This window comes from Bacillus sp. L75 (assembly GCF_003676355.1).
In the GTDB taxonomy this organism is placed as follows: domain Bacteria; phylum Bacillota; class Bacilli; order Bacillales; family Bacillaceae; genus Bacillus; species Bacillus velezensis.
In genome coordinates this window covers 329,625-348,449 of sequence record NZ_ML064904.1, presented here as the reverse complement: position 1 = coordinate 348,449, position 18,825 = coordinate 329,625, and the positions used below count along the sequence as shown (strand labels likewise).

General features: G+C 46.6%; 21 protein-coding genes. 13 read left to right on the top strand and 8 right to left on the bottom strand.

Annotation, left to right across the window (positions count from 1 at the left end; genetic code table 11):
* Positions 1 to 305: 305 nt before the first annotated feature.
* The 3 genes from D5S11_RS10455 to D5S11_RS10445 all read left to right on the top strand — a co-directional run bounded on the left by D5S11_RS10455 (position 306) and on the right by D5S11_RS10445 (position 4,178).
* Positions 306 to 1,172 carry a Cof-type HAD-IIB family hydrolase gene (locus D5S11_RS10455; RefSeq protein WP_007409237.1) on the top strand — a complete coding sequence of 289 codons (867 nt, stop codon included), beginning with the start codon at positions 306 to 308 and terminating at the stop codon, positions 1,170 to 1,172.
* A gap of 112 nt (positions 1,173 to 1,284) precedes the next feature.
* Complete coding sequence (locus D5S11_RS10450) at positions 1,285 to 2,787, top strand: coproporphyrinogen III oxidase (protein ID WP_015239499.1); 1,503 nt, start codon at positions 1,285 to 1,287, stop codon at positions 2,785 to 2,787.
* Between the two features lie 101 nt (positions 2,788 to 2,888).
* Positions 2,889 to 4,178, top strand: a complete 1,290-nt coding sequence (locus D5S11_RS10445) for a lysine N(6)-hydroxylase/L-ornithine N(5)-oxygenase family protein (protein ID WP_015239500.1) — start codon at positions 2,889 to 2,891, stop codon at positions 4,176 to 4,178.
* A 26-nt stretch (positions 4,179 to 4,204) separates the two neighbouring features.
* On the opposite strand, the gene D5S11_RS10440 is transcribed toward D5S11_RS10445, so the two are convergent.
* The 3 genes from D5S11_RS10440 to D5S11_RS10430 are packed head-to-tail and all read right to left on the bottom strand — an operon-like array spanning position 4,205 to position 6,305.
* The gene (locus D5S11_RS10440) at positions 4,205 to 5,419 is read right to left on the bottom strand and encodes a cation:proton antiporter (RefSeq protein ID WP_003155266.1); all 1,215 of its coding nucleotides are present in this window, start codon (positions 5,417 to 5,419) and stop codon (positions 4,205 to 4,207) included.
* A 7-nt stretch (positions 5,420 to 5,426) separates the two neighbouring features.
* Positions 5,427 to 5,924 carry a cation:proton antiporter regulatory subunit gene (locus tag D5S11_RS10435; RefSeq protein WP_007409234.1) on the bottom strand — a complete coding sequence of 166 codons (498 nt, stop codon included), beginning with the start codon at positions 5,922 to 5,924 and terminating at the stop codon, positions 5,427 to 5,429.
* A gap of 27 nt (positions 5,925 to 5,951) precedes the next feature.
* Positions 5,952 to 6,305, bottom strand: a complete 354-nt coding sequence (locus D5S11_RS10430; protein ID WP_007409233.1) for a hypothetical protein — start codon at positions 6,303 to 6,305, stop codon at positions 5,952 to 5,954.
* Between the two features lie 183 nt (positions 6,306 to 6,488).
* Between D5S11_RS10430 and D5S11_RS10425 the strand changes: the two genes are divergently transcribed.
* On the top strand, positions 6,489 to 7,256 hold the full coding sequence (locus D5S11_RS10425; protein WP_007409232.1) for an enoyl-CoA hydratase: 768 nt from the start codon (positions 6,489 to 6,491) through the stop codon (positions 7,254 to 7,256).
* A gap of 24 nt (positions 7,257 to 7,280) precedes the next feature.
* Here D5S11_RS10425 and D5S11_RS10420 read toward each other — a convergent pair whose 3' ends face one another.
* Positions 7,281 to 7,466 carry a YhzD family protein gene (locus D5S11_RS10420; protein WP_003155259.1) on the bottom strand — a complete coding sequence of 62 codons (186 nt, stop codon included), beginning with the start codon at positions 7,464 to 7,466 and terminating at the stop codon, positions 7,281 to 7,283.
* Positions 7,467 to 7,571: 105 nt separating this feature from the next.
* Between D5S11_RS10420 and D5S11_RS10415 the strand changes: the two genes are divergently transcribed.
* The 6 genes from D5S11_RS10415 (at position 7,572) to D5S11_RS10390 (ending at position 15,294) form a co-directional block, all read left to right on the top strand.
* Complete coding sequence (locus D5S11_RS10415) at positions 7,572 to 8,468, top strand: ABC transporter ATP-binding protein (protein ID WP_003155257.1); 897 nt, start codon at positions 7,572 to 7,574, stop codon at positions 8,466 to 8,468.
* A complete protein-coding gene (locus D5S11_RS10410) occupies positions 8,461 to 9,720 on the top strand; it encodes an ABC transporter permease (protein WP_020955581.1) in 1,260 nt (419 codons plus the stop codon). The genes D5S11_RS10415 and D5S11_RS10410 overlap by 8 nt, the downstream gene beginning before the upstream one ends.
* A 110-nt stretch (positions 9,721 to 9,830) precedes the next feature.
* A complete protein-coding gene (locus D5S11_RS10405) occupies positions 9,831 to 11,054 on the top strand; it encodes a metallophosphoesterase family protein (RefSeq protein ID WP_108725070.1) in 1,224 nt (407 codons plus the stop codon).
* Entirely contained in the window at positions 11,051 to 13,933 is a 2,883-nt protein-coding gene (locus D5S11_RS10400; RefSeq protein ID WP_108725069.1) for an ATP-binding protein, read from the top strand. Before D5S11_RS10405 ends, D5S11_RS10400 begins: the two co-directional genes overlap by 4 nt.
* Before the next feature lie 73 nt (positions 13,934 to 14,006).
* Positions 14,007 to 14,951 carry a 3'-5' exoribonuclease YhaM gene (gene yhaM / locus D5S11_RS10395; RefSeq protein WP_003155251.1) on the top strand — a complete coding sequence of 315 codons (945 nt, stop codon included), beginning with the start codon at positions 14,007 to 14,009 and terminating at the stop codon, positions 14,949 to 14,951.
* Positions 14,952 to 15,066: 115 nt separating this feature from the next.
* A complete protein-coding gene (locus D5S11_RS10390; RefSeq protein WP_012117207.1) occupies positions 15,067 to 15,294 on the top strand; it encodes a sporulation YhaL family protein in 228 nt (75 codons plus the stop codon).
* Between the two features lie 38 nt (positions 15,295 to 15,332).
* Here the strand turns inward: D5S11_RS10390 and D5S11_RS10385 are convergent, their stop codons facing one another.
* Complete coding sequence (locus tag D5S11_RS10385) at positions 15,333 to 16,184, bottom strand: peptidylprolyl isomerase (protein WP_015417150.1); 852 nt, start codon at positions 16,182 to 16,184, stop codon at positions 15,333 to 15,335.
* Between the two features lie 158 nt (positions 16,185 to 16,342).
* On the opposite strand from D5S11_RS10385, the gene yhzE1 reads away from it, so the two are divergent.
* On the top strand, positions 16,343 to 16,429 hold the full coding sequence (yhzE1, locus tag D5S11_RS10380; protein ID WP_017417375.1) for a sporulation protein YhzE1: 87 nt from the start codon (positions 16,343 to 16,345) through the stop codon (positions 16,427 to 16,429).
* 124 nt (positions 16,430 to 16,553) lie between these two features.
* The gene (gene yhzE2, locus D5S11_RS10375; protein ID WP_003155248.1) at positions 16,554 to 16,640 is read left to right on the top strand and encodes a sporulation protein YhzE2; all 87 of its coding nucleotides are present in this window, start codon (positions 16,554 to 16,556) and stop codon (positions 16,638 to 16,640) included.
* Between the two features lie 56 nt (positions 16,641 to 16,696).
* Here the strand turns inward: yhzE2 and D5S11_RS10370 are convergent, their stop codons facing one another.
* Both D5S11_RS10370 and D5S11_RS10365 read right to left on the bottom strand, forming a co-directional pair.
* Positions 16,697 to 16,915 carry a hypothetical protein gene (locus tag D5S11_RS10370; RefSeq protein ID WP_003155245.1) on the bottom strand — a complete coding sequence of 73 codons (219 nt, stop codon included), beginning with the start codon at positions 16,913 to 16,915 and terminating at the stop codon, positions 16,697 to 16,699.
* A gap of 60 nt (positions 16,916 to 16,975) precedes the next feature.
* Positions 16,976 to 17,506: a DUF3267 domain-containing protein gene (locus tag D5S11_RS10365; RefSeq protein WP_007409225.1), complete on the bottom strand. Its 531-nt coding sequence runs from the start codon at positions 17,504 to 17,506 to the stop codon at positions 16,976 to 16,978.
* Between the two features lie 210 nt (positions 17,507 to 17,716).
* Here D5S11_RS10365 and D5S11_RS10355 point away from each other — a divergent pair, with 210 nt between their 5' ends.
* On the top strand, positions 17,717 to 18,058 hold the full coding sequence (locus tag D5S11_RS10355; RefSeq protein ID WP_003155243.1) for a YhaI family protein: 342 nt from the start codon (positions 17,717 to 17,719) through the stop codon (positions 18,056 to 18,058).
* Here the strand turns inward: D5S11_RS10355 and D5S11_RS10350 are convergent.
* Entirely contained in the window at positions 18,055 to 18,666 is a 612-nt protein-coding gene (locus D5S11_RS10350) for an HTH-type transcriptional regulator Hpr (RefSeq protein WP_003155240.1), read from the bottom strand. The two genes, D5S11_RS10355 and D5S11_RS10350, sit on opposite strands and share 4 nt — an antisense overlap.
* Positions 18,667 to 18,825 lie beyond the last annotated feature (159 nt).

Sequence of the window (18,825 nt, the reverse complement as noted above, 5' to 3'; positions counted from 1 at the left end):
GAAAGCGCCTACACTTACAGATGATCTAAGGATACGGTCGCCTATACTGCCTGGTATGATAAGGGGTAGCAACAGAGAGTAAGTGAAACGAGCGCATCAACGGTCAAATAAGGGGTTCCTGATATATTTCGTAAATAGAAATACACATTGGGGAGAAGGCAGCAAATCGATCGTATCCCAACAAAACGACAGTTCAAAGTCTGCTTGAGGCAGGCTTTTTTGCTGCGGAGAAAAGGTTGTTCTAAACAAAGAGACAGGGTCATATCCTAATGACAAGTACAGTCATCAAGGAGGGGGACTTCTCTGTGTCAAAACAAATGCTGGCGTTAAATATAGACGGAGCGCTTCTTCGCTCCAACGGCAAACTTCATCAGACGACAAAGGATGCCATCGAATACGTCAAGAAAAAAGGAATTTACGTCACACTGGTCACAAACCGCCATTTTCGCTCTGCTCAAAAAGTGGCGAAAATATTAAAGCTGAATGCAAAATTGATTACCCACAGCGGCGCATACATTTCTGAAAAAATAGATGAGCCGTTTTTTGAAAAGAAAATATCAGAAGATCACACGTTTAATATTGTTCAGGTGCTGGAAAGCTATCCATGTAATATCCGGCTTCTTCACGAAAAATATTCGATCGGAAACAAGAAGAAAGTGAACTCCAATCTGGTCGGGAAAACGATGATTCATCCGTCTGACCCGATTTTTTATCCGGTGCAGTTTGTCGAATCATTAAGTGACCTGCTCCTTGATGAGCCGGTTTCAGCGCCCGTCATTGAAGTGCATGCCGAAGATGGCCTGCAGGCTGATATAACGGATACGATAATGAAAGCATTCCCGGCCGTCGATGTGATCCGCGTCAACGGAGAAAAACTGAACATCGTGCCTAAAGGGGTTTCAAAAGAAAGCGGACTTTCGATGGTCGCCGCTGATCTCGGGCTTTCAATGGAAGAGGTTGTGGCTATCGGCCATCAGGAAGATGATCTGCCGATGATCGAGCTGGCCGGTCTCGGCGTCGCGATGGGGAATGCCTCAAATGAATTAAAAAGAAAAGCGGATTGGGTGACAAGGTCAAATGATGAACAGGGAGTCGCCTATATGATTAAGGAATATTTCCGCATGCAGCACCGCAAAGGCTTTCTCGATAAGTTCCATATGAAACGGCCGTAATCAAGAGCCGCAGACGCGAAACGCCGGTCTGCGGCTTTTTCGCGGATTGATTTTAGCCTGTTCTTTCTGTACACTAAAGAAAGTTTTGAATCTGAAAAATAAGGTGATCACATTGCAAATAAAAATAGACGGCATCACGGATGACAGGCTGCATCGTCCGCTGCAAAACATCGCGAATTTATTTTTTGAAGAGTGTGTTCTTGCGTACGGCGAAACGGAGGAACCCTCTGATCTCGTCATCTCACTTGCCATTTCTCAAGATGCAGACAGCGTGTCGGTATCCGGAGAAATCAAAGGAACCGGCGAAAAGGAACATCATACGAAACCGCTTCTTGCCGGATGGAGCGAAAAAGAAGTATTTAAACAGGTGAAAAACACGCTGTCGTACGTCTACTTAAATCTTCTTCAATCGCATACGGGCATGACACAAAAATGGGGAATCTTAACCGGCATCAGGCCTACTAAACTTCTTCATAAAAAGCTGCAGAGCGGCCTGACAAAAGAAGAGGCGCACGCCGATCTGAAAAAAGATTATCTGATCCATGATGAAAAAATCAATCTGATGCAGGAGATCGTCGACCGCCAGCTCGCTGCGGTTCCCGATCTGTACCGGGTCAAAGATGAAGTCAGCATATATATCGGCATCCCGTTCTGCCCGACGAAATGCGCCTACTGCACGTTTCCGGCTTATGCCATTCAAGGACAGGCGGGAAGAGTCGGCTCCTTTTTATGGGGGCTTCACTATGAAATGCAGAAAATCGGAGAATGGCTGAAGCGGCATGATATCAAAGTGACGACCATTTATTTCGGCGGCGGCACGCCGACAAGCATTACCGCTGAGGAAATGGATCTTTTATATGAAGAAATGGTCCGCTCTTTCCCGGATGTCGCGGATATCAGGGAGATTACCGTTGAAGCGGGCCGACCCGACACGATTACGGAGGAAAAGCTGGCCGTTTTAAATAAGTATAAGATTGACAGAATCAGCATCAACCCGCAATCTTATGAAAACGAAACGCTTAAGGCCATCGGCAGACATCATACAGTTGAAGAAACCATCGAAAAATACCATCTTTCCCGCAAACACGGCATGAACAACATCAACATGGACCTGATCATCGGCCTGCCGGGAGAAGGGACGGCTGAGTTCAGGCACAGTCTTGAGGAAACGGAAAAGCTGATGCCTGAATCTTTGACCGTTCATACGCTTTCTTTTAAACGGGCGTCAGAAATGACGAGAAACAAGCATAAGTATAAAGTTGCCGACAGACAGGAAGTGTCCCGCATGATGGATGACGCCGTCCGCTGGACAAAAGAGCACGGCTATACGCCGTACTACTTGTACCGGCAGAAAAACATTCTCGGAAACCTTGAAAATGTCGGCTACTCCTTCCCTGGCCAGGAAAGCATCTACAACATTATGATTATGGAAGAAGTGCAGACGATTATCGGTATCGGCTGCGGCGCGGCAAGCAAATTCATTCATCCGGAAACCGGAAAAATCACGCACTTCGCCAATCCGAAAGACCCGAAATCATATAATGACCGATTCGAGCATTATACAGAAGAGAAAATCAAATACTTAGATGAGATGTTCGTCAAATCTGCATTATAATATCAAAAACGGCACGGAATCAGCGTGCCGTTTTTTTATGTTTAACCGTCTGTAAAAACGGGAAAAGACCATCAGACTGTTATTCGCAAGAGGTGCATAATATGTATGATGTCATAGGAGCGGGAATCGGGCCGTTTAATTTAGGGCTTGCCGCATTGTTAGAGGATATACCCGGAACAGACGCTCTTTTTTTCGATAAAAAGAAAGAATTTGCGTGGCATCCCGGTCTATTAATTAAAGGGACGGATTTACAGGTGGCGTTTCTGGCGGACCTGGTCACGCTCGCCGATCCGAAAAGCCGCTACACGTTTTTAAACTTTCTCCATGAACATGACCGGCTGTACCGGTTTTATACGTTTAATGAATTTGATATTCCGAGACGGGAATTTAACGACTATTTGAGCTGGGCGGCTTCAGAAATCAAATCATGCCGTTTCGGCTCAGAGGTAATCGGCGTGAAAAATGCCGGCGGACATTATGACGTCAGCGTCAAGAACATTGAGGACGGAAGCATCAGTGTCTATCAAACGAAGCATTTCGTCATGGGAACGGGGGCTGAACCGCTTATTCCCGCAGAGATTGCTGACGAAGCGCGTCAGGACACGATGGTCAGCACGGAATATTTGTTTCGGAAAGACGAGCTCGCCAGCGCCGAATCAATTACAGTGGTCGGCTCCGGACAGAGCGCCGCGGAGATCTTTTCTGACTTATTGCACGATGAACAATACCGCCGCAGCCGGCTGCAATGGGTGACACGCTCCGCCGGATTCCGAGAATTGGAAACCGCCAAGCTCGGACAGGAAATGTTTACACCTGATTATGTGGAATATTTTAACCGCCTGCCTTTTAAAGAACGGCTGAACACACTCCCTGAGCTGGACGGACTGCGCCACGGCATTGATTCTGACACACTTGCCGCCATTTACGATGCCCTGTATCACAGATCGATCAGCGGAGGTTCGCCTGACGTGTATATTCAGCCGATGGCGGAGCTTGAAAAAATTGAAAAGCAAAACGGGCGCTGCGTACTGAGCTTTCATCAATGGCAGATGGATGAAACCTTTACGGCCGATTCAGAAAAAGTGATTTTGGCGACCGGCTTTAAACCTCATATTCCGGAATGGTTTACGGCAATTGCCCCCGATATCGAATGGGAGGATGAGAAACGCTTTAAAGTGACGGCCGATTCCCGTCTTGTCTTTAAGGACGACAGGCGGCATCATTTTTTCACATTAACGAATCTTGATCATGCTCACGGAACGGGCGCTACGAATTTGAAGCTGTCTGTTTACAGAAACCAAAAAATCATCAATACCATTCTGGGAAAAGAGCATTTCTCCATTAATAAAAAAACGGCTTTTCAGCAATTTCTTCCCGCTCAAAAAAACTGACCCCTTATGAAGAGGTCAGCTTTTTTTTATGATTTCTGCGGCTTCTTTTCAGGCGTCTTCCATTTGAACACGCTGTTCAACAGGAGATATATCCGCTTCGATTCTTTCGTGAGCAAAGGGCCGAAGATGGCCAGTATCAAAACATATAAGGCGGCGAAAGGTTTAAGTGAAGCGGACAGGCCGCCGGCGATGCCGAGATTTGCGACGATAATGGAGAATTCGCCGCGTGACACAATGGTCAGCCCGATATTAGACGATGCTTTATGAGAAAGCCCCGCCCGGCGCCCGGCGATCATGCCGGCGATAAAGTTTCCGGCAATCGTCAGCAGAACGGCGCCGAGGGCAAGCCATACCGCATCTCCGAGTGAAAACGGATCAATGCTCAGACCGAAGCTGAAGAAAAACATGGCCCCGAAAAAGTCACGGAACGGCACGACAAGATGCTCAATCCTGTCAGAATGGGCCGTCTCCGAAAACACGAGTCCGAGCAAGAGCGCGCCGATCGCTTCAGCGACATGAATCGTTTCGGAAAAGCCGGCAATGAAAAAGAGCGCGGCGAAAATGACGATGACAAATACCTCGTTTGAACGGATATCAAGCAGCTTGTTCAGCAGAGGCGGCAATTTTCGAGCGGCAATGAAAAACAGCAGCATATATCCGAAAGCGATCACGATTGACATCAGCGCGCCTCCGACAGACGTCGCGTCTCCCAGAACAAGCCCGGAAACGACGGATAAGTAAACCGCCAGAAAGATATCCTCAAACATAATGATGCCGAGAATCAGCTCCGTTTCCGGATTGGCCGTGCGCTTTAAGTCGACAAGCACCTTTGCGACAATGGCGCTTGATGATATCGTGATGACGCCCGCCAATACAAGCACTTCCAAAAAGGAAAAGCCCGTGATAAAGCCGTAGATCAGCCCTAAACTGAAATTAATCAGAATATAAATCGTTCCGCCGGCGGCGATTGAACGTCCGGATTTGACTAATTTTCCGACCGAGAATTCAAGCCCGAGGTAAAAGAGGAGGAACAGGACGCCCATCCGTCCGAAAAATTCAATCACTTCCCGGCTTTCGATAAACGTCAGGTCAATGATGCCCGCTTGGGGCGCGTGCGGCCCGACAAGCATTCCTAAAATGATCAGGAAGGGGATGATCGAGAATTTAATTTTATTGGCGATGACACTCGCAATGGCTACAAGAACTAACGCCGTACCGACTTCAAATACGAGATGGTCCATAAACAGATCACACTCCGTCTCTGGAGAGGAAGTCTTGGATCAGCTTTTTCAGATGCTTTCTTTCACCTGAGAGGACGAGTGTATCGTTTGCTTCAAGGAGCGAATCAGCGCCCGGGTTTAAAAGCTTTTTCCGGTTATGCTTAATGATGGCGATGACCGTCACGTCATAGTTCTGCCGCACATCCAGTTCGCCGAGCGTCCGCCCTGCCGCTTTTGCCCCTTTTTCAACTTTAAACCATTCGATAATCAGATCGTTGAACGCCATTTCAATCGATTCAAGCGCCTGCGGTTTATACACCATACCGCCGATAATCGCGGCAATCTGTCTTGCTTCCGCATCATCAAGTGAAATGCTTGCCAGAAGCTCATCAGGGTCGCGGTCATCAAATCTGTAAATTTCCCGCCTGCCGTCATCATGAATGATGATCGTCATTTTTTCATGATTTCTCGTTTCGATTTCGAATTTTTTCCCGATACCGGGCAGATCGTTTTCTTTAATATTCATAAAAAATCCCTCCGGAATATACTGTTTTTACATCGTAAATACAGATTGGCAATGAGAAATGGTCTGATGCCGGAGGTAATTTGACTGGTATTGTATCGGAATGGCGCATGTCCTTTCCATTGTGGAATCAATGAATTGATCAAGAGGTTTGACAGATAACAGGGAGATCATCCGGGATAACGCACCGTATCCTTTTGACAGGCCTTGCGGAGCGGTTTTGGTTTGAACCGGCGTCTTTGCCGATTCCGTTTCCTGCGGGTAAACCGAAATTTGTACATGGCTGTCTGTTTCTGTCACCAATTGGGAAGGAAGAGCGACATCCGAAGGGGGGAACAGCACCATAAAAAAGCTCAGTAACAAGCTGAGTATCACATATTTCATTATCGGCGTTTTTCCCCCTTTTGTTTTGTATATCAATTTCACTATATAAAAATGTATGTTCAGTTTCAAATGATATGCATTTTTCGGTATCTATTGACCTTGAAAAATAAAGGAGTTTCGCTTCGGCGGAAGGAATATATCATTTGAACAAAATATGTAAGCGGATACAAGGAGGGTGTAAACATGCAGTATATTCGTTATGAAGAAAAGGGAAAGATCGCAGAGATTGTGCTGAACCGGCCTGACAGTTACAACGCGCTGAATGAACAAATGCTCCGGGAATTGGAAAATGCATGCGTGATGGCCGCCGACAGCGAAGCGCTTATCGTCCTCTTGCGGGGGGAAGGCCGGGGATTTTCTGCGGGCGGTGATATCCAGATGATGACGTCTGATCATGATTCAGGAGAATATGAACGGCTCATGAAAATGATCGAATCCATTACGCTGACGCTCTATGATATGAAAAAAATTGTGATAGCCGCCATCCACGGAGCCGCGGCGGGGCTCGGGCTGAGTTTCGCGCTGTGCGCCGATGTGGTGCTCGCTGAAGAAAACGCCCGCCTCGCGATGAATTTCATCGGCATCGGATTGGTTCCCGATGGAGGAGGCCATTATTTATTAATGAGACGCGTCGGTGAGATCGAAGCGAAAAAACTGATTTGGAGCGGTGAAAAATTGCCGGCTGAAAAAGCGGTGCGGCTCAAGCTTGCCGACGGGCTGTTCAGCGGCGGCCCTGCGGAGGGGGCGCAACCGTATATCGACCGATTGCTGCATGCGCCGCTGTCAGCGATGATTGAAACGAAGGCTATTTATCAGAGCCTCCATATCAGCCGGTTAAAAGACGTTTTGTCTCTTGAACGAAAGGCCCAGGAAAATATGAGAAAAACGGATGATCATAAAGAGGGCATCCGCGCCTTTTTAGAAAAACGGACGCCGCAATTTAACCGGTAACATACAGAAGCCGGAAAGCTTCTGTTATCTGTGGAATAAAATCAGCTTTCCGGCTTCATTTACCAAGCGGTGAGTACTGTTCTCAAGCTTTTTTTCCTTTAACAAAGCCTCTCCGGCGGCCTTCGCCTCCGCCTCATTATCCGCTTCGATCCGTTCATCCAGCAGCGTTTCTCCCGACGCATGGAATGCGGTCAATACATATTGTCCCATCATGTCACCCCCTTTATAGAATGATATTCTGATAAAGAATTTAAAATCCTCCATTAATTTTTACCCATTATTAGTATATAATGGGTCAAGGAAGGAGTTGGATTCGTGCTTACAATTGAAAACGTAACGAAAACATTCGGCAGCTTTACCGCTGTTGACAATTTGAACCTGCAAATACCTGAAAGGGAAATGTTCGGGCTGCTCGGCGCAAACGGCGCGGGAAAAACGACGACCTTTCGGATGATTTTAGGTCTTTTAAGCCTGACTGACGGGCATATCACCTGGAAAGGGAAGCCGGTCAATTATTCCATCAGTGAAAAAATCGGCTATCTCCCGGAAGAGCGGGGGCTGTATCCGAAAGTGAAGGTGAGTGACCAGCTTGTCTATCTGGCGAGATTAAAAGGAATGAGCAAAAAAGAGGCGGAAAAAGAGCTCATGACATGGCTCGAGCGGTTCGGCATTACAGATTACAAGAATAAGAAAGTAGAAGAGCTGTCAAAAGGAAACCAGCAGAAAATCCAGTTCATTTCGGCCGTCCTGCATAAGCCTGAACTGCTGATTCTCGATGAACCTTTCAGCGGTCTTGATCCGGTGAATGTCGAGCTGCTGAAAGAAGCGGTCATTTCTTTGAAAAACAGCGGCGTTTCCATCGTTTTTTCAAGCCACCGAATGGAGCATGTGGAAGAACTTTGCGAGAATTTGTGCATTCTCCAGAAGGGAAAACCCGTCGTTCAAGGCAATCTGAAAGACATTAAGCGGTCTTTCGGCAAAAAAAATGTCACCGTTCATTCAGATGATGACCTCAGCTTTTTAAAAACGCATGAAGGCGTCGTGAAATGGAAGGAAACAAATGACGGGATCAGACTGCAGGTCGCGAATGAACCGGTTTCTCAGGATATTTTCCGGGCGCTGCAAGGGAAAGGTTTTATACGGAAGTTCGAATTGGAAGAGCCGTCACTGCATGATATTTTTATAGAAAAGGTGGGGGCCGTATATGAATAAATTTTGGATTATGCTGTTTCATACATATAAAAACAAAATCGCGACAAAGTCATTCATTATTTCGACCGCCATTACCGTTTTATTAGTATTAGCGGTGACCAACCTGCAATCGATTATATCCGTGTTTCAATCGGATGACGGCAAGCAGCAAATCGCGGTGATTGATGAAACGGGCGGGCTGTACCCGGCGTTTGCAAAACAGCTTAAAGCGGCGGATACAGACAATGATCTGCAGGCAATGGAGACGAAGGAGTCCGAAAAAGATGCCGTAAAGCGTGTCAAAGACGGTGAATGGGACGGACTGTTTATCATCAGACAAGATCAAAAAGGAACGATAACAGGAGCATACAAGGCGCTGACCATTTCCGATGAATCAGCGTATAAACTGCTCAAGCAGGCTTTAACCCAGACAAAAACCGCTGTTGAAACCGCCAAGCTCGGCATTTCGGCAGAAAAAGTCAGCAGCCTCTACACTCCGCCGGAAGTCAGCAAAGACGCGCTGGAAAAAGGGGCGAAATCCGAGGAAGAGCTCGGTCAGGTAATGGGGCTTGTATACATCATGCTGTTTGTCATCTACTTCTCAGTTATCATGTACGCAAGCATGATTGCGATGGAAGTGGCGACGGAAAAATCGTCCCGCGTCATGGAAATTTTAATTTCAAGCATGCCGCCGATTCAGCAGATGTTTGCCAAACTGTTCGGTATCGCGCTCGTGGGGATCACACAGTTTGCGGTGCTGATTGCGGCTGGTTATCTCTCACTGAAGCTGAACCCTCAAAATGATGCGTCGTCGCCGATCAGTGCATTTCTCAATTTTACGGATGTTCCCGTCTCGACGATAGTCTATGCTGTCATTTTCTATTTGCTCGGCTATTTTCTTTACGCGACGCTTGCCGCGTTTCTCGGCAGTGTTGTCAGCCGGATAGAGGACGTACAGCAGACGATTCAGCCGATGGTTTTTTTAGTCGTGGCAGGTTTTATGATCGCCATGTTCGGCATCGGCAATCCTGACGCCGGTTTTATTACCGTTACATCTTACATTCCGTTTTTCACGCCGATGATTATGTTTTTACGCGTCGGGATGCTCGATATCCCGTTTTGGCAGGCTGCGGCCGGAATCACCCTGACACTGGTCACTATCGTGATCTTTGCAGCGGTCGGCGCGAAAATTTACAAAGGCGGCGTTTTGATTTACGGAAACGCCAGCGGATTCAAAGCGATCAAACAAGCGCTGCGCATCTCCAAAAAATAAGTGAAACAGCCCGGAACAGCCGGGCTGTTTTTTTATTTTACAGAACGTGCATTCGTATAAAAACGGTGCTAAAATAAGGGTAATTCAATTTGCAGAAAGGGGAGGGCGAGATGGCTGATCTGACGTTTATTCATGCCGCTGACCTGCATCTGGACAGCCCGTTTTACGGCATTTCGAATCTGCCTGAACCGGTATATGCGCGTATTAAAGAAAGCACATTTCACAGCGTCCGCCGACTGACGGACGGGGCACTCCGGGAGCAGGCAGATTTCGTGCTGCTTTCGGGGGATCTGTTTGACGAAGCCAACAGAAGTTTAAAAGCCCAGCTGTTTTTGAGAAAACAGTTTACGAGATTACAGGAAGCGGATATCCAAGTGTTCGTCATATTCGGCAACCATGATCATTTGGGCGGTAAGTGGACGCCGATTGAATGGCCGGAAAATGTACATACATTCTCCTCAGATACACCGGAGGAAAAATCTTTCTTTAAAAACGGAGAGCTTGCGGCAAGCATATACGGATGCAGCTATCAGGAAAGAAGCGTAACGGTCAATCAGGCGGCCCGTTACCGGAAAATGACCGGTGCGCCTTATCATATCGGCATGCTCCACGGCATGTTATCAGGAGCGGAAGGGCATGACCCGTACTGCCCGTTTACGAAAGAAGACCTTGAAAAAAGCGGCATGGATTACTGGGCGCTCGGACACATTCATAAACGGCAGGTTCTGTCCGCCCAGCATCCCGCCGCCATTTACCCCGGGAATATTCAAGCCCGGCATTTAAAAGAAACCGGGCCTAAGGGATATTATCTCGTCCGGGCGGCAAACGGTGAGATGTCTTGGGAATTCAAAGAAGCGCATGATGTGTTATGGGAGGAAATTGATCTTGATATCTCCGGAGCTGAACATATGACTTCACTTCTGAAAGCCGCATCAGATACATTCTCCGGCTTGCGCGCGGCGGGCCGCCCGGCATGTGTCAGGCTGGTGCTTCGCGGCGCAGCGCCCCGCTTTTGGACGGAGGCGCCCGCAGGCATCGCGGAGGAGCTTCTTTCCGCTTTACAGGAGGAAGAGGCCGAAGAGGAATGTTTCGTCTGGCCGCTTGCGCTTGAGGATCGGACGGATGAAACAGACACCGTGCCGCCCGATCCGTTTTTTAAAGGGCTCCTTCAGGACATAGAACAATGCGCAGACATGAGCGGTGTATTTGAAGCCCTTGAGCGTCATCCCGTATACCGGCGTCAGATGGCTTCATTTACAGATGAAGAGATACTGGATATTAAGCGGCAGGCTCAAGCCGTTTTAAGACGCCAGATGAAGGAGCTTCAGAGATGAAAATAACGGCGCTGCATATTTACCAATACGGAAAATTTTCCGACCGAAGTTTTCAGCTGTCAGATTCTCCCGTGCAAGTGATCTACGGGTTAAATGAAGCGGGCAAAACGACATTGATGTCCTTTATCAAAAGCGTGCTGTTCGGTTTTCCGAAATCAAAAAAATACGAACCGAAAAACGGCGGGGTTTACGGCGGCACTGTGGAATTGAAGCATGGCGATCACGGTGCTGTCAAGATCGAACGGACAAAAGGCGCTGCCGAAAAAGTCAGAGTGTATACGGCTTCAGGCGAAATCAAGGACGGAGAATGGCTCAAACAGCTTCTCTCCGATACAGACCGGGCGCTGTACGAAGCGATCTATTCGTTCGATGTATTCGGACTGCAGGAGATTCAAGCTTTTAACCGGGACAAAATCGGCGAGTTTCTCCTGTATTCGAGCTTATTCGGGTCGGAAGCGGCGGCAAAGCTTGACGGGCGGCTGGCAAAAGAACTTGACAGGATGTATAAGCCGAACGGGCGGAACCCCCGCTTAAATCAGGAGTTGGATACATTAAAGCGGCTCAGCGCCCAGCTGAAACAGGCGGAAGCTGCGGAAGCGGGCTATCACAGCCTTCTGGAAGAGAAAAAAAGCGCCGGCGGCCGTTTGCAGGATGCCGAAGCACGATTGAAAGACATAACTGAAGAAATCAAAACAGTAAAATCGGCGATAGAAGCAAAGCCGCTCGCAGACAAAAAAACAGCCTTGGAAAGCGAACTTTCTTCTTATCCGGAAGCATTGAAGCAATTCCCGAAGGACGGAATGCATCAGCTTGAAAAATACGAATCGCATCTCCATCCGAAAGCGGCCCGTCTTGAGGGGCTTCGGGCAAAATCGGCTGAACTCAGGCGGCAGACTGATCTGCTCGCTCCAAATGAGGACTTGCTGCAAAAAGAGCGGCAGCTGCAGGAGCTTTCCGGCGAGCAGCATATGTACGAATCGCGCGGCGAACAGCTTGCCGCCATCCAATCACAGATCCGGCAGACATCTGCCCGCGTTTCGTCAGGATTGCAGCAGCTCGGAAGACATGAGGAGGACGGCATTCTTTCACTGAACACCGATTATGAATATGAATGGCGGCTGCAGGAAGCCGTGCAGAGCGCCGGACAGGCAAGAGAAAGAAAGACACAGCTTGATGCGATTTTCGAACAAGCGCGGCTGGAGCTGGAAGAAGCCGAACGAAAACATGCCGTGACGGCGGAAAACATTTTGGACCCCGCTGTCAGGAAAGAAAAAGAAGCCGCTTTACAATCATATAAGCAAACGGCTGATACAGAAGGAAACGAATGGCAGGCACATGTTCAGCATCTGGAAAAACAGCGCGCCAAACAAAAAAAGCTCTTTCTCGGTGCGGGCATTCTGTTCATTGCGATTTTCGCTATGTTAAAGGAATGGCTGCCCGCCGCCCTTTTTACCGGTGCTCTGCTGCTGTATATGCTGTCCGGCATGCAAAAACCGCTGCCGTCAGAAAGAGGAGGGCCCGGACACAAGAAAAAGAAGCCGGCGATCTCTAAAGAAGCGGCTGATCTTCTGCAGGAAGAGCTTTGGCGTGACGGCCGGCACCGGCAGCAGCTGATTGCGGATCAAGCCGTGCTTGAACAGAAAGAAGCGGCATATGAAAGAGTCATCCGCCAATATGAAGAATGGGAGGCCGAAATGGCGCCGTCTGAAAAACAGGCGGAACTTTTTATGAATGAACTGGGGTTTTCAGGAAGTCCTTCCCATCTTCTTGACGCATATCATGTAATGAAAGATGTCAAAAAAGAAATCCTTAACAAGCATGAGCTGACCATTGAAGCGGGCAGGCTGCAAAAGCTGCAAAGAGCATTTGAGGACCGGGTCAAAAAGCTGAGTCCTTCAGACGGAAGGGAGCTGTCCGTAAAAGAAAGACTGCACGTTTTGCTGGCGCAGGCGGAACGGGCCCGTGAGGAAGCAAAACGAAAGCAGGCGCTCGAAATGGATCTGCTGCATGCACAAGAGCAAATGCGTGAATTAAACGAAGAAGTTCATTACTACGAACAGCAGGTCAAACAGCTTTTCATGGCGGCAGGCGCAAAAAACCGCGAACACTTTTGTGAACTCGCCAGGCTGAATGAAAGCCGCCGGGAAACAGAGCGGCAGCTGCGCGAAATCAAAACGCACTTGTCCGGCATAGGCGGAAAACAGCTGGAGCCGTACATGAGCCGCACAGTGTCCGAACTTGAACATACAGTCGTTCAGAAGGAAACAGAGAAAAAAACGCTTGAGGAAAAAAGCGCGCAGCTCCGTGAGCAAACCGCTTTATTAACGGTGAAGCAAGAGCAGCTGGAGTCCTCGGGGCTTGTATCCGATTTAAAACAGCAGACAGAAATGCAGAAGGAGCGCGTGAAAAAAACCGCAAAAGAGTGGGCTGCATTACAGACGGTCAGACACATTATAAGGGAAAAAATGGAGCGGCATAAAAAAGTGACGCTTCCCCGTCTGTTAGAAACCGCCGGTGCATTATACGGGCCGCTTACGGACGGACGCTATCACAAATTGTATTTTTCCGAGGCTGATGATTCCATTATGGTCATGCGGAAAGACGGAACGGTGTTTTCTGCAGGCGAACTGTCACAGGCGGCATGCGAGCAGCTTTATGCGGCGATTCGTTTTGCCCTTGCGTCAGAGAGGGAATCTGCGGTATCACTGCCGTTTTTACTTGATGACAGTTTTGTCCATTTTGACAGGCAGCGGCTGCAGCGGCTGTTTGATGTGCTGAATCAGCTTTCAGAAGGCGGGCGGCAGATACTTTATTTCACCTGCCATGAGCATGTCAGCCGGTCTTTTCACAGCGGACAAGTCATGCGCCTCCTGTCATAAAAGAGTTTATTTTCAAAAAAGAGGTATGTGCTATACTGGTATTATGTAAGATATGGAGGGAGCTTTTAATAGAATGGCAAAAGGTATTATGCTGCACGAGGTCGGCGAGCAGGTCGATCAATACTTTCTGATTAAATCTTCGACTAAGGGAATCGCAAGCAACGGAAAACCATTCCTGACGTTAATGCTGCAGGACCAATCGGGAGATATCGAAGCGAAGCTGTGGGATGCCAAGCCGACTGATGAAGTAACGTACGCGGCGCAGACGATCGTGAAGGTGATCGGAGATGTCCATCACTATCGCGGACGAAACCAGCTTAAGCTGAGAAACATCCGGCCGGCCGGCGAGAACGAAAATGTCAGCATTGATGATTTTCTGGAAACGGCGCCGATTCCGAAAAATGAAATGATGGAAACCGTCACTCAATACATTTTTGAAATGAAAAATCCAAACATCCAGCGGATCACAAGACATCTGGTCAAAAAATATGCGGCTGAGTTTATGGATTACCCGGCGGCGGCTAAAAACCACCATGAGTTCGTTTCCGGGCTCGCGTATCATGTAGTGTCCATGCTGAACCTGGCAAAAGCGATAGCCGATCTGTATCCGTCTCTTGACCGGGATTTACTTTATGCCGGAGTCATTCTGCATGATCTCGGCAAAGTAAAAGAGCTTTCAGGCCCCGTCTCCACAACGTACACCGTGGAAGGGAATCTGCTCGGGCACATTTCGATCATGGTGACAGAGCTTTCAAAAGCAGCCGAAGAGCTTCAGATTGACGCTGAAGAAGTGCTGATTCTGAAGCATTTGATTTTAAGCCATCACGGAAAAGCGGAATGGGGAAGCCCGAAACCGCCGATGGTGAAAGAAGCGGAAATTCTGCACTACATTGACAATCTGGATGCAAAAATGATCATGATGGACAGAGCGCTGGAACGGGTGAAGCCGGGCGAATACACAGAGCGTGTATTTGCGCTTGAAAACCGTTCTTTCTACAAACCGACTTTCCATCAATAAGATAAAAAAGACCGATTCTCTATGATCGGTCTTTTTTACGTTCAGCTCTCATAACTTGTCTTTATCAAGCATAGCTTAGAATAAAGACTCTGGGTGAAAAAGGGAGGAAACCGACGTGCTATTTTTTCCTTGGTGGGTATACCTTTGCATTATCGGAATTATTTTCAGCGCTTATAAGCTTTTCACAACAGCTAAAGAAGAGGAAAAGCTTGACCAGTCGTTTATTGAAAAAGAAGGAAGGGTGTATATTGAACGGATGGAACAGGAACGCGAGCGCCGTATGGCGGCGCCCGCAAGTGAAAACGGGGATGCGGAAGAAAACTCCAATCATTCCATCGCATAAAAAAACTGTGCGGCTCGCCGAGAGCCCGCACAGTTTTTTTATTTAGATTCAGAAGAAGTTGAAGTGTTAAACGTGTCTTTTAAGTCTTTGTCTTCCACTTTTACGTCAGCTTTTTTCATGACTTTTTGAATTGCCGCCTGTACAGCTGAGTTGTCGTTTAATTTCTGTTTAAGAACTTCTTCTTTCAGTTCTTTTTTCATGTCATCATATTTGCCGCGTTCTTCTGTCTTTTTGATGATATGATAACCGAATTTTGTTTTGACCGGATCGCTGACTTGTCCGACTTTCAGGCCGAATGCAGCTTTGCTGAATGTTTCATCCATTGACTTTTTATCGAACCAGCCAAGGTCGCCGCCGTTGTCTTTTGAGTTGTCAGTTGAATATTCTTTCGCAAGCGTTTCAAACTTCTCGCCTTTTTTCAGCTTTTTCTCCACTTCGTCAGCTGTCTTTTTGTCAGTGACAAGGATGTGGCTCGCGCGGATTTTACCTTTTAAGCCGTCGTAATATTCTTTCGTATCGGAGTCAGTCACTTTGATGTTGTCTTTCGCCGCTTTTTGCGCAAGCAGTTCGTACTTCACCTGATCTTTCAGGTAATCTTCGCCGTACTGCTGTTTAAGGGCGCTGTACTGATCGCCGAGCTGCGTTTTGTACTCTTTCAGCTTGGTATCGATTTCTTTATCCGATACTTTGTATTTTTTTGCTAATACTTTTTCTTGTACGAGCTGTGTCAGCACACTTGCGCCCGCGGTTTTTTTCATGTTCGTGTAGAGCTCGCCTTTTGTTACATTTCCGGCATCCGTCTTGGCAATCACGTCGTTGTCGCCGCTGCTGCAAGCGCTGAGAGCCAGGACGCTCGTTGCCGTAATAGCTGCTATCGCGATTTTCTTCATCCCTTTAAACACTCCTAATCATCCAAATTAAATTGCATATGCGTATCATAACATATTGTGGCTTTCTGTAAAAAGATTTTAAATAAAGGGCATTCGTCTAGTCAAACTTTTTCCTGATACATACAAATATATTGATCATGAAAAGGAGGTAATGAACCATGGGCGGAGGATATTCAAACGGTTTCGCACTGCTCGTAGTACTGTTCATATTGCTTATCATCGTAGGTGCAGCTTACATTTGTTAAGCGAAACGGATCGCTTTTTCTAAAAGCGGTCCGTTTTCTTACCCGGGCGCCTAATCGTTTCAGTAGTAAATTGCATATGATGTAATTGGAAAAATAAAACGTTTTGTAGGAGGTGCTTTTGGAGATGGGTGAAGTATTTGCAGGCGGTTTTGCATTATTGGTTGTTCTGTTCATCTTATTGATCATCATCGGCGCTTCTTGGCTTTATTAAGAAAAAAATATGGCTGTCGGGGGTCAGACCTCCGTCAGCCATATTTTTTTGCCTGTTTACACAGTAAAGGAGATCTCGACGAATGAAGAGATCAGTAAAATTAAAATAGATACATTAATAAAACGGAATACCTTATCCTGCCGGTCTTCAGGAATCTCTCTGACAAGGCATAATGTATTTGTGAGCCTGTTTATGAAATAAAGAATAAACAGGGCAGCCACGATAAAATAGAATAAAATGATGGGAGATTCCCCCTCTCTCTGAACTGCTCCCATATTACATTACCAAATATTTATTAAAAAAGATAGAATGTAACCTGAAAAATCAGCGGGACATCAAGACTCCGGCACTTTTTTTACTAAAATATCAAAACCGTCGGATTCCTGGTCAATCAGACATGATTTGGGCGCTTTGACCAGATGCAGGGCAAACAGAAGATCAGGCAGGCAATACCCCGCATGGATGCTCGAAATCATATAAAAGTAATGAGCGTGTCTCGGAAATGCCAGTCCGGCATAAAACAATAACGGCGTAATGAATAAAAACGGGCTGATCGTTGAAATCAGCATCGTCGTTTTCGGTATGCCTTTCCATGTCGGCATCCGCAAGAAGTACATTTTCATTTCCTTTTTTCTTTTTTTACAGATCATCGGCAGGACATGTATGACTTTATGTACAAATAAAGTAACAACGAGCAGAACACAAAAAGCAAACACGTGCCCGTCACTTAAACTGATATTCGGACGCAGCAGCCCGAATGCCAAGAAGTTGCATATAAAAAACAGGATCATAAAACCTACAGCAGTCAATAATAAACGAACCGCACCATAATCTTTGATCAGATTAATGGTTTTCCAGCAATTCATCAGAGTCATCCTTCCGTACAAAGATGGAATACAATCTCAAAATAATTTACTCTCTTCAGGAGAAAAAATCAATCCTTTTTTAAAGAAAAAAATAAACCTGGAAAGAGAAGAACAGAAGAGCTCGGTGAAACATGGAAATGTACGGTTTAACCTTTCTTCTCCATTCATTATCAGCTAAAATAAGATTAAAGATAGAAAGAAGTGAAACGGATGGATTCAATGGATCAGCGTATCGGGCGTTTAGAATATTACATACAATTGCTGGTGAAAACGGTGGATATGGATAAGTACCCTTTTTATGCGATGATGATTGAAAAAGGGCTGACCGAAGAAGAAGGAGAAGAGGTCGGGCGGATCTGCCGCGAATTGGAGGACGAGCTGGAGTCGCAAAAAGCGCAAGGCTTTGTGACGTTTGACAAGCTCCTTGCGCTTTTTGCGGGACAGCTGAACGAAAAATTAGATGTTCATGAAACGATTTTTGCTCTGTATGAGCAGGGGCTTTATACAGCGCTGATGGAAGAATTTATTGAGATTATGAAGCACTTTGATTAACTGTTGATCGGTTCCAGCTCTTCAGCCGTTTCATGGACAGCCGATTCGTCCGTTTTTTTCTTCAGCCTTCCGTCTTCACTATCAAAATCATTGTTTATGTTTGTCAATGATTTCTCGAATATCTCCATAAAATCTTCGCCGTAAATGTGGCGGATGACACAGGTTAATTCTTCAACCTCAGGAAACTTCCCGAATAAGTGGTAGATCGGCTGTGAGCCTTTAAACACAGCGTTTCTCGACGGATCAAACTCCTCAAGCAGGCTTTCGAATACATTTTCCCCTTCTTCTGTTAACTGAATGTACGTGTTCCGTTTATCATTCAGCCGCTTGGAAAATTTCAGATATCCCCGTTCTTCAAGCTTTTTTGAAAAGTTAAATGCAGTTGATACGTGCATAACGCCGAATTTGGCGATTTCTGAAATAGAAGCTCCTTTAAGCTGATAGGCAATCCATAATATATGATGCTCATTAATATTAAGGTCGTACGGCTTCAGCCAATTCTGCCAGTCTTTCTCGATAGATTTCCACAGCGCTTTGGACAGCTGCGCCATTTTTTGGGTATAGATTAAAGCTTCTTTTAGATCGTAAGGCGGTTCAACACGATTCAATACAGATCACCTGCTTCACATTTTCTTTTCCTCTATTATGCCAATAAAATAAAGATTAATAAAGATGAAAATTTAAGAATTTTATAATAAATTCTTCATCCATTGCTGGGAAAGGCTTTAAACCGCAAAAAAAAGTGCGGAACGCAATATGTCCGCACT

Excerpts from the sequence above, each read along its gene's own strand:
- D5S11_RS10440 (WP_003155266.1), bottom strand. The coding sequence starts at position 5,419 with ATGGACCATCTCGTATTTGAAGTCGGTACGGCGTTAGTTCTTGTAGCC.
- D5S11_RS10405 (WP_108725070.1), top strand. The coding sequence starts at position 9,831 with ATGGCTGATCTGACGTTTATTCATGCCGCTGACCTGCATCTGGACAGC.
- D5S11_RS10435 (WP_007409234.1), bottom strand. The coding sequence starts at position 5,924 with ATGAATATTAAAGAAAACGATCTGCCCGGTATCGGGAAAAAATTCGAA.
- D5S11_RS10370 (WP_003155245.1), bottom strand. The coding sequence starts at position 16,915 with ATGGGAGCAGTTCAGAGAGAGGGGGAATCTCCCATCATTTTATTCTAT.
- yhzE1 (WP_017417375.1), top strand. The coding sequence starts at position 16,343 with ATGGGCGGAGGATATTCAAACGGTTTCGCACTGCTCGTAGTACTGTTC.
- D5S11_RS10355 (WP_003155243.1), top strand. The coding sequence starts at position 17,717 with ATGGATTCAATGGATCAGCGTATCGGGCGTTTAGAATATTACATACAA.
- D5S11_RS10430 (WP_007409233.1), bottom strand. The coding sequence starts at position 6,305 with ATGAAATATGTGATACTCAGCTTGTTACTGAGCTTTTTTATGGTGCTG.
- D5S11_RS10385 (WP_015417150.1), bottom strand. The coding sequence starts at position 16,184 with ATGAAGAAAATCGCGATAGCAGCTATTACGGCAACGAGCGTCCTGGCT.
- D5S11_RS10420 (WP_003155259.1), bottom strand. The coding sequence starts at position 7,466 with ATGGGACAATATGTATTGACCGCATTCCATGCGTCGGGAGAAACGCTG.
- D5S11_RS10365 (WP_007409225.1), bottom strand. The coding sequence starts at position 17,506 with ATGAATTGCTGGAAAACCATTAATCTGATCAAAGATTATGGTGCGGTT.
- D5S11_RS10425 (WP_007409232.1), top strand. The coding sequence starts at position 6,489 with ATGCAGTATATTCGTTATGAAGAAAAGGGAAAGATCGCAGAGATTGTG.
- yhaM (WP_003155251.1), top strand. The coding sequence starts at position 14,007 with ATGGCAAAAGGTATTATGCTGCACGAGGTCGGCGAGCAGGTCGATCAA.
- D5S11_RS10445 (WP_015239500.1), top strand. The coding sequence starts at position 2,889 with ATGTATGATGTCATAGGAGCGGGAATCGGGCCGTTTAATTTAGGGCTT.
- D5S11_RS10400 (WP_108725069.1), top strand. The coding sequence starts at position 11,051 with ATGAAAATAACGGCGCTGCATATTTACCAATACGGAAAATTTTCCGAC.
- yhzE2 (WP_003155248.1), top strand. The coding sequence starts at position 16,554 with ATGGGTGAAGTATTTGCAGGCGGTTTTGCATTATTGGTTGTTCTGTTC.
- D5S11_RS10410 (WP_020955581.1), top strand. The coding sequence starts at position 8,461 with ATGAATAAATTTTGGATTATGCTGTTTCATACATATAAAAACAAAATC.